Annotated in this window: 14 protein-coding genes; 6 read left to right on the top strand and 8 right to left on the bottom strand. The window is 71.7% G+C overall.

All coding sequences use genetic code 11. The features are described from left to right. Positions 1-28: 28 nt before the first annotated feature. Entirely contained in the window at positions 29-163 is a 135-nt protein-coding gene (locus DN069_RS42540) for a hypothetical protein (RefSeq protein ID WP_279387951.1), read from the bottom strand. Positions 164-318: 155 nt separating this feature from the next. On the opposite strand from DN069_RS42540, the gene DN069_RS35785 reads away from it, so the two are divergent. Next, the gene (locus DN069_RS35785) at positions 319-558 is read left to right on the top strand and encodes a hypothetical protein (protein ID WP_111507432.1); all 240 of its coding nucleotides are present in this window, start codon (positions 319-321) and stop codon (positions 556-558) included. Between the two features lie 143 nt (positions 559-701). On the opposite strand, the gene DN069_RS35780 is transcribed toward DN069_RS35785, so the two are convergent. The 4 genes from DN069_RS35780 to DN069_RS35765 form a co-directional block, all read right to left on the bottom strand. After that, positions 702-2243, bottom strand: a complete 1542-nt coding sequence (locus DN069_RS35780) for a long-chain-fatty-acid--CoA ligase (protein WP_111507431.1) — start codon at positions 2241-2243, stop codon at positions 702-704. Then, complete coding sequence (locus DN069_RS35775; protein ID WP_111507430.1) at positions 2240-2998, bottom strand: beta-ketoacyl-ACP reductase; 759 nt, start codon at positions 2996-2998, stop codon at positions 2240-2242. The genes DN069_RS35780 and DN069_RS35775 overlap by 4 nt, the downstream gene beginning before the upstream one ends. A 77-nt stretch (positions 2999-3075) precedes the next feature. Further along, complete coding sequence (locus tag DN069_RS35770; protein WP_111507429.1) at positions 3076-4263, bottom strand: thiolase family protein; 1188 nt, start codon at positions 4261-4263, stop codon at positions 3076-3078. A gap of 34 nt (positions 4264-4297) precedes the next feature. Further along, entirely contained in the window at positions 4298-5446 is a 1149-nt protein-coding gene (locus tag DN069_RS35765; RefSeq protein ID WP_111507428.1) for an acyl-CoA dehydrogenase family protein, read from the bottom strand. 158 nt (positions 5447-5604) lie between these two features. Here DN069_RS35765 and DN069_RS35760 point away from each other — a divergent pair, with 158 nt between their 5' ends. The 4 genes from DN069_RS35760 to DN069_RS35745 all read left to right on the top strand — a co-directional run bounded on the left by DN069_RS35760 (position 5605) and on the right by DN069_RS35745 (position 9693). Then, on the top strand, positions 5605-6231 hold the full coding sequence (locus DN069_RS35760) for a TetR/AcrR family transcriptional regulator (protein WP_111507427.1): 627 nt from the start codon (positions 5605-5607) through the stop codon (positions 6229-6231). Between the two features lie 249 nt (positions 6232-6480). Continuing rightward, a complete protein-coding gene (locus DN069_RS35755) occupies positions 6481-7800 on the top strand; it encodes an ABC transporter substrate-binding protein (RefSeq protein ID WP_111507426.1) in 1320 nt (439 codons plus the stop codon). Beyond that, positions 7784-8779 carry a carbohydrate ABC transporter permease gene (locus DN069_RS35750; protein WP_111507425.1) on the top strand — a complete coding sequence of 332 codons (996 nt, stop codon included), beginning with the start codon at positions 7784-7786 and terminating at the stop codon, positions 8777-8779. The genes DN069_RS35755 and DN069_RS35750 overlap by 17 nt, the downstream gene beginning before the upstream one ends. Then, complete coding sequence (locus DN069_RS35745; RefSeq protein WP_111507424.1) at positions 8776-9693, top strand: carbohydrate ABC transporter permease; 918 nt, start codon at positions 8776-8778, stop codon at positions 9691-9693. Before DN069_RS35750 ends, DN069_RS35745 begins: the two co-directional genes overlap by 4 nt. A 24-nt stretch (positions 9694-9717) precedes the next feature. Here DN069_RS35745 and DN069_RS35740 read toward each other — a convergent pair whose 3' ends face one another. Together DN069_RS35740 and DN069_RS35735 are read right to left on the bottom strand one after the other, a co-directional pair. Then, positions 9718-9930, bottom strand: a complete 213-nt coding sequence (locus DN069_RS35740) for a hypothetical protein (RefSeq protein ID WP_111507423.1) — start codon at positions 9928-9930, stop codon at positions 9718-9720. Positions 9931-10230: 300 nt separating this feature from the next. Continuing rightward, on the bottom strand, positions 10231-11427 hold the full coding sequence (locus DN069_RS35735) for a nitric oxide synthase oxygenase (protein WP_111507422.1): 1197 nt from the start codon (positions 11425-11427) through the stop codon (positions 10231-10233). Between the two features lie 188 nt (positions 11428-11615). Here DN069_RS35735 and DN069_RS35730 point away from each other — a divergent pair, with 188 nt between their 5' ends. Continuing rightward, positions 11616-12401: a DeoR/GlpR family DNA-binding transcription regulator gene (locus tag DN069_RS35730; RefSeq protein ID WP_111507421.1), complete on the top strand. Its 786-nt coding sequence runs from the start codon at positions 11616-11618 to the stop codon at positions 12399-12401. Positions 12402-12431: 30 nt separating this feature from the next. Here the strand turns inward: DN069_RS35730 and DN069_RS35725 are convergent, their stop codons facing one another. Then, positions 12432-13256, bottom strand: a complete 825-nt coding sequence (locus DN069_RS35725; protein ID WP_111507420.1) for a class II fructose-bisphosphate aldolase — start codon at positions 13254-13256, stop codon at positions 12432-12434. Positions 13257-13375 lie beyond the last annotated feature (119 nt).

The following is a 13375-nucleotide window of genomic DNA, read 5'->3' as shown; positions in this document are numbered from 1 at the left end:
TCGCAGCCGCGAGGTGTGGCCCCGGGCGTCAGTAGACGAAGGGGATCAGCCGCTTGGTGCCGACCCGATAGTCCGCGTAGGCGGGGCCGAAGGCGGTGAGCAGCAGCCGCTCCTCGGCGCCGATGCGCCACAGGTAGGCGACCGTCAGCAGCAGCGCGACCACGACGGTCGCCGGCCAGCTGCCCAGACCGAGGGAGTAGTTCGCGTCCTCGCACCCGCTCGCACCCCACCGGGGGTGGACAGGCCACAGTCCACCCGCAGGTGGAGGCCGCGGGGGACGCGGGTGCGGCGGGCCGGGCCGAGGGACAGGCTGGAGGTATGAGCACCACCGGTCCGCACCGGCCCGCGCAGCCCGTCTACGTCGCGGCGCTCAACCCCCACGACCCCCACCGCCAGACCCGCGTTCAGCCCCCCTCGGGCACCCCGGTCTGGCGCGGCACGGCGAACGCCGCCGAGCTCCTCGCCTTCGTCGCGGAGATCCGCCCCGACCTCGACCTGCAGGCCCACCCGGACCTGATCCACTGGATCGGCGACCCCTGGACCTGGCCCGGCGCGTGACCCCCTCATCCGGCTCGGGATGCGGAGCCCGGGGACCGGGGGGACAATGGAATTCGAGCGGGTAGATGGAGCGTGCGATTCCTCCCAGCTCCACCATCATGGGGCTGTAGCTCAAAGTAGAGCGACCCGCTCTCTTTCATGTCCTAGTGGTAGCGCGCCCGCAATTCCCGCTTGAGGACCTTATGGCTCGGGCCCAGCGGGTAGGCGTCGGTGAACTCGACCCGGCGCGGGTACTTGTGCTTGGCCAGGTGCTCCTTGGACCAGTCGATGATGTCCTGCGCCGTTGGGGCGGGGGAGTGGGACGCGTCCAGGACCAGGACCGCGCAGACCTCCTCGCCGTGCGTGTCGTCCGGCAGGCCGATGACGGCGGCCTCGGCGACGGCGGGGTGGCGCAGCAGGGTCTCCTCGACCTCGCGGGGGTAGACGTTGAAGCCACCGCGGATGACGACGTCCTTCTTGCGGTCCACGATCGAGACGAAGCCGTCCGCGTCCTTGACCCCCAGGTCCCCGGTGCGGAACCAGCCCTCCACCAGGGCCTGTGCGGTCGCCTCGGGGCGGTTCAGGTAGCCCTGGAAGACGTTGTGGCCGCGCACGACCACCTCGCCGACCTCGCCCGCCGGCAGCAGCTCGATGCTCTCCTCGACCTCCGCCCGCGCGATCTCGACGTCCACGCCCCATACCGGGTGACCGACCGTGCCCGCCCGCGTCCCGTAGTCCGGCTGGTTCACCGAGGCGGTCGGGGAGGTCTCCGACAGGCCGTAGCCCTCGAAGACGTCCGCCTCGAACGCGGCGTTGAAGCGCTCCAGCACCGGGACCGGCAGCGACGCGCCGCCGGAGATGCACAGGCGCAGCGCCGGCAGCGGGCCGTCGCTGCCCTTGGCGGCCTCCAACAACGCGATGTACATCGTGGGCACGCCGTGGAAGGTGTTCACGCCCTCCCGCAGCATCAGCTCGATCGCCTGCCCGGCGTGGAAGCGCGGCAGCAGCACCAGCGCCGCGCCCGCGCGCCAGGTGGAGTTCATGCTGACGGTCTGTCCGAAAGTGTGGAACAGCGGCAGCGAGCCCAGGACGACGTCGTCGGCCTCGACGTGGTTGGCGTCGAAGGCGTTGACGGTCGCGTTCAGCACCAGGTTCAGGTGCGACAGCACCGCGCCCTTGGGCTGGCCGGTGGTGCCGCTGGTGTAGAAGACGACCGCCGGGTCCTCGGCCTGGCGGGCGACGAAGTGCGTCAGCGGCCGCTCCAGCGCGGCGAACTCCTCCAGCCGCCCGAGCGCGCCCGGCACCTCCGCAGCCGGCCCCATCGTCACCAGCGGCACGCCGGCCTCGGCCGCCGCGCCCGCCGCGACCGGCGCGTTCGCGGCGTGGGCGAGCAGCAGCGTCGCGCCGGAGTCGCGCAGCACGTACGCGACCTCCTCGCCGGTCAGCAGCAGGTGCACCGGCACGACCACACCGCCGGCCGCGAGGATCGCGTAGTAGGCGCGGGGGAACTCGGTGACGTTGGGCGCCATCAGGGCGACCTTGTCACCGGGCCGGACGCTCAGCTTGACCAGTGCGGCGGCCTGGGTGAGCGCCTGCTGCCACAGCTCGGCGAAGCTCAGCCGGGTCTCGCCCTCGACCAGCGCCAGCTTGTCCGGTCGCCGCCGCGCGTTCTCCGCGAGCACGGAGGCCAGGGAGAGCGTGGTCACCGTGCGCCGCCGTTCACGTACAGCGTCTGACCGCTGACGTAGGAGGCGTCCTCGGAGGCGAGGAACGCGACGACGGCCGCGATGTCCTCCGGTTGTCCGACGCGGCGCAGCGGCGTGCGGGCGGCGACCTCCGTCTGGTGGTCCTCGGCGGTGGCGCCGACGCGCTCGGCGGTCGCGGCGGTCATGTGGGTGGCGATGTAGCCGGGGGCGACCGCGTTGACGTTGATGTTGAACGGGCCGAGCTCGATCGCGAGGGTCGCGGTGAAGCCCTGGATGCCCGCCTTCGCGGCGGCGTAGTTGGCCTGGCCGCGGTTGCCGAGGGCGGAGCGGGAGGAGAGCGAGACGATCTTGCCGTACTTCTGGTGGCACATGTACTTCTGTGCCGCCTGCGAGCAGTTGTAGACGCTGGTCAGGTTGACCGTGATGACCGCGTCCCAGTCGGTCTTCGGCATCTTGAAGAAGAGGTTGTCGCGGGTGATGCCGGCGTTGTTGACCAGGATGTGGATCGTGCCGAAGTCCGCGGCGATCTGCGCGAAGACGGCCTCGACGGCGTCGTAGTCGGTTACGTCGCAGCCGTAGCCGCGGGCGGTGCCGCCCTTGGCGGTGATCGCGTCGACGGTGGCCTGGGCGCGCTCGGCGGTCAGGTCGACGACGGCGACGCTCGCGCCCTCCTCGGCCAGACGCTGCGCGGTGGCGGCGCCGATGCCCTGGGCTGCGCCGGTGACGACGGCGACGCGGTCGGTGAAGCGGCTCATAGCGGAAGACTCCTCAGCTGGGTGCGGTCAGTGAAGGATTCGGCGGGTCGTTCGGAGGGGCGGAGCGCCCGAGGAGGTCAGTCGCGGTCGACGAGGACGGCGGTGCCCTGGCCGACGCCGACGCACATCGTGGCCAGGCCCCGCCCCTCACCGGTGCGGGCCATGCGATGCAGCAGCGTGGTGAGGATGCGCGCGCCGGAGGCGCCCAGTGGGTGCCCGATGGCGATCGCGCCGCCCTGCGGGTTGACCCGCTCCGGGTCGATGCCGAGCTCGCGCACGCAGGCCAGCGCCTGGGCGGCGAAGGCCTCGTTGAACTCGGCGGTCTGCACCGAGTCCAGGGTCCGGCCCGTGCGGGCCAGCACGCGCTGGACCGCCGGGACCGGGCCGATGCCCATGACGTCCGGATGCACGCCCGCGCTCGCGCCGCCGACGTAGCGGCCCAGCGGCTCGACGCCGAGCGACGCGAGCGCCTCCTCGCTGCACAGCACCAGCGCGGCCGCGCCGTCGTTCATCGGCGAGGCGTTGCCCGCCGTCACCGTGCCGCCGTCGCGGAAGACGGGCTTGAGCGTGGCGAGCTTCTCCAGGCTGGTGTCGGGGCGGATCGACTCGTCCTGGGTGACGACGCTGCCGTCCTTGAGCGTCACCGGGACCGTCTCGGCGTCGAACAGCCCGTCCTTGCGGGCGGCGGCCGCCGCCTGGTGGGAGCGGAACGCGAAGGCGTCCTGGTCCTCGCGGCTGACGCCGTAGCGGGCGGCGACCTCCTCGGCGGTCTCGCCCATGGAAAGCAGGCCGTGCAGTTCCTTCATCCTCGGGTTGACCATGCGCCAGCCCAGCTTGGTGTCGAAGATCTCCTGGCCGTGCGGCAGCCGGTCCTCGGCGCGCGGCAGTACGAAGGGCGCGCGGCTCATCGACTCGGAGCCGCCAGCGACGACGATGTCCGCCTCGCCCGCGGCGATCGCGCGGGCCGCGGTGGTGACGGCCTCCAGGCCGGAGGCGCACAGGCGGTTCAGCGTCGCGCCGGGGACGGACTCGGGGACCCCGGCCAGCAGCACGGCCATGCGGGCGATGTTGCGGTTGTCCTCACCGGCCTGGTTGGCGGCGCCCCAGTAGACGTCGTCGATCCGGGCCGGGTCCAGGCCCGGCAGGGTGTCCAGCACGCCGCGCAGCGCGGTGGCGGCGAGGTCGTCCGGGCGCACGCCGGACAGCACGCCGCGCAGGCGGCCGATCGGGGTCCGCTTGGCGGCGGCGAAGTACACAGGGCGCATCGTCGGGCTCCTGGGCAGTCGTGGATAAGGGGGGTCAGAACGCGTTGACGCCGGTGAGGGCCCGGCCGATGAGCAGCTTCTGGATCTGGCTGGTGCCCTCGTACAAGGTCATCACGCGGGCGTCGCGGACGTACTTGCCGACGGGGTACTCGTCGATGAACCCGTAGCCGCCGAAGACCTGCAGGGCGGTGTTGGCGGCCTTCACGGCCGCCTCGGAGGCGTAGAGCTTGGCGACGGAGGACTCCGTCTGGAAGGGCTCGCCGCGCTCGATCAGGTCGGCCACCCGCCACACCAGCAGCCGGGCGGCGTCGAGCTCGACCTTGATGTCGGCGAGCATCTCCTGCACGAGCTGGTGCGCGGCGATCTGCCGGCCGAACTGCTCGCGCTGCGTCGCGTAGGCGACGGCCGCGTCCAGCGAGGCCTGGATGATGCCGACACAGCCGGCCGCGACCGACATCCGGCCCTTGGCCAGCGCGGACATCGCGACGCTGAAGCCCTTGCCCTCCGGGCCGAGCATCGCGGCGACGGGGACGCGCACGTCCTCGAAGGCCAGCTCGGCGGTCGGCTGGCCGCGCAGGCCGAGCTTGCCGTGGACGGTGGTGCGGGTCAGCCCCGGGGTGTCGGTCGGCACCAGGAAGGCGCTCACGCCCTTGTGGCCCGCCTCTCCCGTACGGGCGAAGACGAGCGCGACCTCGGCCCAGGTGCCGTTGGTGATGAACATCTTGGCGCCGTTGATCACCCAGCTGTCGCCGTCGCGGACGGCGCGGGTGGTGAGGTTGCCGGCGTCGGAGCCGGTGCCGGGCTCGGTCAGCGCGAAGCAGCCGAGCGCCTCACCGGCGCACAGGCGCGGCAGCCACTGCCGCTTCTGCTCCTCGGTGCCCCAGTGGTTGATCGACTTCGCCACCAGGCCGAGGGAGACCGAGAGCAGCCCGCGCACGGAGGAGTCGCCGCGGCCCAGCTCCTCGGTGACCAGCACGTAGGCGAGGTGGTCACCGCCGGAGCCGCCGTACTCCTCGGGGATGGTCAGGCCCAGGAAGCCGAGGGCCCCGAGCTTCTTCACGACGCCCCGATCCACCTGCTCGGCCCGGTCCCAGGCGGCGGCGTGCGGGACGATCTCGCGGTTCACGAAGTCGGCGGCCAGCTCGCGGACGGCGGCCTGCTCCTCGGTGAGCTCCAGGTTCACGGCGACTTCCCTCGGTGGTGGAGACCCTGCGGCGGTGGGCGACGGCAGTTAAACTAGCACTGCAAGTTTTTAGACCGTAACCCCGTACGGCAGGCTTGGGGAAGTGTGTCGCCCGACACGCGCCCGCAGACGACCCAGGTGAGGAGGGCCGCGGCCCGATGGCCAGACCGCGCAACCCGCTGCTCAGTCACGAGCGCATCGTCGGGACCGCGCTGCGTCTGGTGGACGACGAGGGGCTGGACGCGCTCTCCACCCGCCGCCTCGCCGCCGAGCTCGGCGTGAGCGGGCCGTCGCTCTACCACCACTTCGCCACCAAGGACGCGCTGCTCGACGCCGTCGTCGACGCGGTGGTGGGCGAGGTGTGCCTGGACATGCTCGGCCGCGACCCGTGGCCCGACGCGCTCCGCGGCTGGGCCCGCTCCTACCGCGCGGCGCTCGCCGCGCACCCCAACCTGGTGCCCGCCCTCGCCACCGGCCCGGGGCGCCGCCCCAACGCGCTCCGACTCGCCGACGCCGTCTTCGGCGCCCTGGTCGACGCCGGCTGGCCCGCCGGCGAGGCCACCCGCATCGGCGCGCTGATGCGCTACCTCGTCTTCGGCTCCGCGCTCGGCTCCTTCGCCGGCGGCTTCCCCGACGACGCCGGGCTCTATGCCGAGCAGTACCCCCACCTCGGCCAGGCCCACCTCCTCGCCGAGCGCCAGCGCGCGGTCGACGAGGGCGCCTTCGAGCTCGGCCTGGAGACCGTCCTGCTCGGACTGGAAGCCCGCTTCCCCCGCGCGAGATGACATCGTTACGCGACCTCGCCGCGAATCAACATTCTCCAACACACTCGCAAAGGCCCGCTCATAAGCGGTTTTTCTGATGCGCTCACGCCGTGTCCGGTCAGCGGTGGGGCAACCCCGTGCTGGGCTGCAAGTTTGTGCGGTCGGGGACCTTGACAGGGGGTCACGCTGTTGGTGGTATCTGAACGCTCACGTTCGTTTGTGTGTTCATTGGCGCTCGTTGAACGGCACTTGCACCCCACGGGAGGGGACATGGCAACGCCCGGATCGCACGACCGCATCACCAGTAACAGTCCCACCAGAAGGTCGGTCCTGCGCGCTGCCGCGATCGGCGCAGGGGCGGTCACGCTTCCCTCGGTCCTCGCCGCCTGCGGCAGCGGATCCGGCGCGGGAGGAGGCGGTGGGAAGTCCGTCACCTTCGGTTCGAACTGGTCGGACCCGGTGCCGAAGAAGGGCATCGCCAACGCCGTCGCCGCCTTCCAGAGCAGCTCCGGCTACACGGTCAAGACCAACACGGTCGACCACAACTCGTTCCAGCAGAACATCAACCGCTACCTGCAGGGCAACCCTGACGACGTGTTCGGCTGGTTCGCCGGCTACCGCATGCAGTACTTCGCGCAGAAGGGACTGCTGGGCGACATCAGCGACGTCTGGAGCGGCTTCTCCGGGATGTCCGACGCCATCAAGGCGCAGTCCACGGGCCTGGACGGCAAGCAGTACTTCGTGCCGTACTACTACTACCCATGGGCGGTCTTCTACCGGAAGTCGGTCTTCGCCCAGCACGGCTACCAGATCCCCACCACCTGGGACCAGTACATATCCCTGGCGAAGCAGATGCAGAAGGACGGCCTCGTCCCCATCTCCTTCTCCGACAAGGACGGCTGGCCGGCCATGGGGACGTTCGACTACATCAACATGCGCCTGAACGGCTACGACTTCCACAAGTCGCTGATGGGCGGTCACGAGGACTGGTCCGGCACCAAGGTCAAGCAGGTCTTCGACACCTGGCGCCAGCTGCTGCCCTACTACCAGCAGGGCGCGCTCGGGCTGACCTGGCAGGAGTCCGCGCAGGCGCTCCAGCAGAAGAAGACCGGCATGATGACGCTGGGCATGTTCATCGGCCAGCAGTTCGCCGGAGCGGACCAGGCCGACCTGGACTTCTTCGCCTACCCGGCGCTCGACCCGACCAACGGCCAGGACGCGGTGGAGGCGCCGATCGACGGCTTCCTGCTCTCGCACAAGGCCAAGAACGAGACGGGCGCCAAGAAGCTGCTGACGTTCCTGGGGACGCCGAAGGCCGAGAACGCCTACCTGTCCGCGGACTCCTCCGAGCTCGGCGTCAACTCCTCGGTGGACACCAGCGGTTACAACTCGCTGCAGCAGTCCGGGGCGAAGCTCGTCTCCACGGCCAAGAGCATCTCGCAGTTCATGGACCGCGACAGCCGCCCCGACTTCGTCTCGACGGTGATGATCCAGGCGCTGCAGACCTTCCTGAACAACCCGAGCGACGTCGACGGGCTGTGCAACTCCATCCAACGGCAGAAGACGGCCATCTATGCCACCGAAGGCTGACCTCGAACCCGCCGTGCCGACCGGCCCCGAGACCGCCGCCGCGCCCGCCGCCGCCCCCACCGAGGGGCGGCGGCGCCCGCGCGCCGGGCGGCGCCGGATCCGCCGGCTGACCACGCGCGACCGCCTCGTCATCACCGTGTTGCTGGGCCTGCCGCTGCTGTTCACCTTCGTGCTGGTCTGGGCGACCACGCTCGCCTCGATCGGCCTGTCCTTCACCAACTGGGACGGCATCGGCTCGGCCAAGTTCATCGGCGTCGACAACTACAAGGAACTGTTCACCAACTACCCGCCGTTCGCGACCGCGATCTGGCACAACCTGCTCTGGCTCGGCTTCCTCGCGGTCGTCGCGACGCCGCTCGGCCTGCTCCTCGCGGTGCTGCTGGACCGCAAGATCCGCTTCGGCCGCTTCTACCAGAGCGCGATCTACCTGCCCGTCGTGCTCTCGCTCGCGGTGATCGGCTTCATCTCGCAGCTGATCTTCGCCCGCGACGACGGCATCCTCAACACGCTGCTCGGCACCACCGGCCCCGGAGGCCACCCGGTCGACTGGATCGGCAACCCCCACATCAACATCTGGGTGGTGCTGCTGATGGCCGGCTGGCGCCACTCCGGTTACGTCATGGTGCTCTACCTGGCCGGGCTCAAGGGCGTCGACCCGTCGCTCAAGGAGGCCGCCGCGATCGACGGCGCCAACGCGCGGCAGACCTTCTTCCGCGTCGTCTTCCCGGTGATGCGGCCGGTCAACATCATCGTCGGCGTGATCACGGTGATCGAGGCGCTGCGGGCGTTCGACATCGTCTACGCCATCAACGGCGGCACCAACGGGCTGGAACTGCTCAGCGTGCTGATCACCGACAACATCATCGGCGAGGCCAGCCGGATCGGCTTCGGCTCCGCGATCGCGGTCGTGCTGCTGCTGATCTCGGTCGGCTGCATCGTCGCGTACTGCATGACCGAACTGCGGGAGGAGAAGTCGTGACCGCGATCGCCGCCGGCCCGGCGCCGAAGGCCACCGGCGCCAAACCCTCCGCGAGCCCGGCCGTCGCCCCACGCCGACTGGGCCTGCACGTCTTCCTGGCCGCCGTCTCGCTGCTGTGGCTGGCGCCGCTGCTGCTGGCGGTCTACGCCTCGCTGCGCCCCTACCAGGAGACGTCCAAGTACGGGTACTTCTCCTGGCCGCACCACCTCAGCTTCGCCTACTACCGCGAGGCCTTCACGCAGTCGGGGATGGCGCAGCACTTCCTCAACACCCTGCTCATCGCCGTCCCGGCGGTGCTGCTGACGCTGTTCTTCGCCTCCTTCGTGGCCTTCTGCATCGCCCGGGTCCGGATCCGGGGCGGGTTCCTCATCCTGATCCTCTTCACGGCCGGCAACCTGCTGCCGCCGCAGGTCATGGTGACCCCGGTGTACGAGCTCTTCACCCGGATCCCGCTGCCCTACTGGATGTCGGACTCGCTCACGATGTACGACTCCTACTGGGGCGTCATCGCCATCCACATCGCCTTCCAGACGGGCTTCTGCGTCTTCGTGATGACCAACTTCATGAAGGCGCTCCCCGAGGAGCTGCGCGAGGCCGCGATCGTCGACGGCGCGGGCGTGTGGACGCAGTTCTGGCGGATCACGATGCCGCTGTGCCGCCCGGCGCTGGCGGCGCTGGCCACGCTGGAGTTCGCCTGGATCTACAACGACTTCCTGTGGGCGCTGGTGCTGATGTCCTCCGGCGACAAGATGCCGGTCACCAGCGCGCTCAACAACCTGAAGGGACAGTACTTCCAGGACTACAACCTGCTCGCGGCCGGCTCCGTCCTGGTCGCGCTGCCCACGGTGATCCTCTTCTTCATCCTGCAGCGCCACTTCATCGCCGGCCTGACCCTGGGCGCGACGAAGGGCTGACCGTCCGCGCGGGCCGCTGGAGGGCTACTCGCCCTCCAGGGCCCGGCGGCCGGTGAAGTACGCGAAGGCACGCGGCGCGTCCTCGTTCGCGGTCAGCTGTTCCTCGGGCGTCTCCCGGGGCATCTCGTAGCACTCCCAGGAGCACCGGCCCCAGGGCGTCCACGGCATGACCGCGCCGCACCCGCCGCAGACCATCACGTCGACGCCAGGTGGGCCGGGGTACTGCTCGCCGCCCATGTCACCGATGCTCCCACCACGGGAGCGGCCCCGCTACCGAGCCCGCCGGGGACGGGTGTGATCGCCTCGTCGGTGCGGGGTGGGGCCGGTCGCCGGATCGCGCGGCGTCCTCGCGCTGTGGAGCGGGGCCAGGCGAGCCGGGGTAGGGCCGGCCCCCCGTACGGGTGCGCGGGAGAGTCCCATGTCCGGCGCCGGCGGGGGACGGGAGGATCGACGCAGGCTCTGGGTCCTGCCGTCGGAGCCGGCGTCTTCGAGACGGTGCAGGCCGTGGGGCGGCTGCCGGCCTGCGGTGACCGGGCGTCAGTCCGCCTGCGGTTCCTCCCAGGCGCCGGTGCGGCGCAGGAAGGCCGGGCGGGCGTGCGGGTCGGGCGGGTCGTAGTAGCGGTGGAACACCGCCGTCGCGCCGCCGGAGAGCGGGGGAACGATCCAGGACCAGTCCGTCGGCACCGGACGCCCGTGGCGCTGCTCGCGCTCGATGTGGGTGAGGAAGCGCCGCGACTCGGTGTGGTGGTCCGCGACGGTGACGCCCGCCTCGCCGAACGAGTGCAGCACCGCCGCGTTCAGTTCCACCAGTGCCCGGTCCCGCCACAGGGTGCGCTCGCTGGAGGTGTCCAGGCCGAAGAGCTCCGCGACCTCGCGCAGCCGGTCGTAGCGGTCGCGGTCGGCGAGATTGCGCGAGCCGATCTCGGTGCCCAGGTACCAGCCGTTGAAGGGCGCGCAGGGGTAGCGGATGCCGCCGATCTCCAGCGTCATGTCGCTGACCGCCGGGACGGAGTACCAGCGCAGCCCGAGGGCGGCGAAACCCGGCTCGGTCGGGTGGGTCAGCCGCACCTCGTGCACGGCGTCGTCCGGCAGCTCGTACCAGTCCGGCGGGCGTTCCGGCGAGGACTGAACCAGCAGCGGCAGCGTCTCGAACGGGCCCTCGCCGCCCTTCCAGCCGAGCTCGCGCGCCAGCGCCGCCCGTTCCCCGCTGCGCCGGTCGTCCGCGTAGCGGACCAGCTGCTCGTTGAGCAGCCGGGGCGCCGGACGGTCCGGGGTGTCGGGTGCGAAGACGCTGACGACGGGGCGGATCCGCCCGCCGTTCGCGGCCAGCCGCAGATGCTCGAAGCACTGCTCGGCGATGTCGTCGGGGCGGCGCAGCTGCCGCAGGTCCCGGACGACGAGGCTGCGCCAGTACAGCCGCCCGATGCAGCGCGCCGCGTTGCGCCACGCGACACGGGCGCCGAAGGCCAGCTCCTCGGGCGTGTGCGTGTAGCTGCCGCGCGCGGCGAGCTCCACGCGGACCTCCCGCAACCGGGCCTCCACGTCCACCGGCCGCGCCGACTCGGCGGCGTGGGCCCGCACGAAGTCCTCGGCCGCGTACAGCAGCGGAGGCGGCCCGGACGAGGGAGCCGCGGGGTGCGGCGGCACCGGAGGCGCCTGGTGGACCACCGGGCAGCCGCGCGGGGCGAACACCGGCGCTGCCACGTGCTCGGGGGCGGCGGACGCGTAGGGCATGGTGCGAGTCGGCCTGCGAAGGCGTGTGAACAGCAAGGACATCCCTCCCGCACCATGAGTACCGTAGGTGTGGCAGCGGACACGCAGAGTGCCCGATTCGGAGGACAGGGGCGCACCTCGCGGCTATGCTCGCGTCCGCTCGAACGGGTTGGCGGCACGCGGACCGACGGACTCCGTAGACTCGCCGCATGCTCAAGGCCGACCGCTTCGCCCGGATCCTCGACCACGTCGCCCGCGCCGGCAGCGCCGACGTGCACCAGCTCGCGGAGCTGCTGGGCGTCTCCGGCGCCACCGTCCGCCGTGACCTGCAGACGCTCGACGAGCAGGGCCTGCTGCGCCGCACCCACGGCGGCGCGGTCACCGGCACGGTCAACCTGGAGCTGCCGCTGCGTCACCGCGCGGGCCGCCGCCAGGAGGAGAAGCGCCGCATCGCCGAGGCGGCCGCGGCGCTCGTCCCCGATGGCGCGGTGGTCGGCCTCACCGGCGGCAGCACGGTCAGCGAGCTCGCCCACGTCCTCGCCGAGCGCGTCGGCGGCGGGCAGGGCGGCCTCACCGTCGTCACCAACGCCGTCAACATCGCCGCCGACCTCATCGTCCGCCCCGAGATCCGGCTCGTGGTGATCGGGGGTCAGGCCCGCAGCGCCAGCTACGAGCTGGTCGGTCCGGCCGCCGACCAGCACCTGGCCCGCTACCGCCTCGACTTCGCCTTCATCGGCGTCGACGGCCTGAGCGCGGCGGCCGGCTGCACCACCCACGACGAGATGGAGGCGCACACCGACCGCTCCTTCCTGCGCGTGGCCGCCCACCGGGTCGTCCTCGCGGACGGCAGCAAGCTCGGCCGGGCCACCTTCGCCGCGATCTGCCCGCTGGAGGAGATCGACACCCTGGTCACGGACGTCTCACCCGCCGAACCCGAGCGCGCCGCCCTGACGGAGGCGGAGGTACGGGTGCTCACCGCCGACGGCGCGTCGTGACGCCTGGGCCGCGCCCGGCGGGTCGGGGCGTCAGCCGACCGCGTTGAGCAGGCCGAGGAGGCGGGCCACCTCGGCGGCGACCGCGTCGCGGCCGGGCGCGAGCCACTTGCGCGGGTCGACCAGCTTCGGGTCGGTGGCGAGCGCGTCGCGGACCGCCTCGGTGAACAGGCGGTTCAGGTGGGTGGAGACGTTGATCTTCCGCATCCCCGCCTCCACGGCCGCGACCAGCGTCGCGTCCGGGACACCCGAGCTGCCGTGCAGCACCAGCGGCACCGGGACGGCGTCGCGCAGACGGCCGATCAGCTCCAGGTCGAGCGAGGCGGTGCGCGTCGTCATCGCGTGCTCGCTGCCGACCGCGACCGCGAGCGCGTCCACGCCGGTGCGGGCGACGAACTCCGCCGCCTGCGCCGGGTCCGTCCGCACGCCCGGCGCGTGCGCGCCGTCCTTGCCGCCGACCTCGCCCAGCTCCGCCTCGATCGCGAGCCCGTTGGCGTGGCACCAGGTGGCCATCTCGGCGGTCGTGGCCAGGTTCTCCTCCCACGGCAGCGTCGAACCGTCGTACATCACCGAGCCGAAGCCGCAGTCGGCGGCCTCGTGGACCAGGCGCGGCTCGGTCGCGTGGTCCAGGTGCAGGGCGGCGCGGGCGCCGCTGCGCTCGGCGGCGAGGCGGGTCGCCGCCGCGAGCGGCGCGAGCGCGCCGTGGTAGCGCACGGCGTTCTCGCTGATCTGCAGCACGACGGCGGCCTTGGCCTGCTCCGCGCCGGCGAGGATCGCCTCGGCGTGCTCGATCTGGATCACGTTGAAGGCGAAGACCGGCCGTTCGGCCAGCAGGTGGGGGAGGGGGACGAGGGGCACGGCGCTTGGCTCCAGGGTTCGGTGACGGCAGATCAGGTGTCAGGTCACGTCGCGCACGGCGACGAGCGGTTCCAGCTCGGCGAGCACGGCGGTGTCGACGCCCCCCGCGAGCGGCGCGG

It is taken from the genome of Streptacidiphilus pinicola, assembly GCF_003258295.1.
GTDB classification, from domain to species: domain Bacteria; phylum Actinomycetota; class Actinomycetes; order Streptomycetales; family Streptomycetaceae; genus Streptacidiphilus; species Streptacidiphilus pinicola.
Note: the sequence above shows the minus strand (reverse complement) of the source record. Positions and strands in the feature narration are given on the sequence as shown.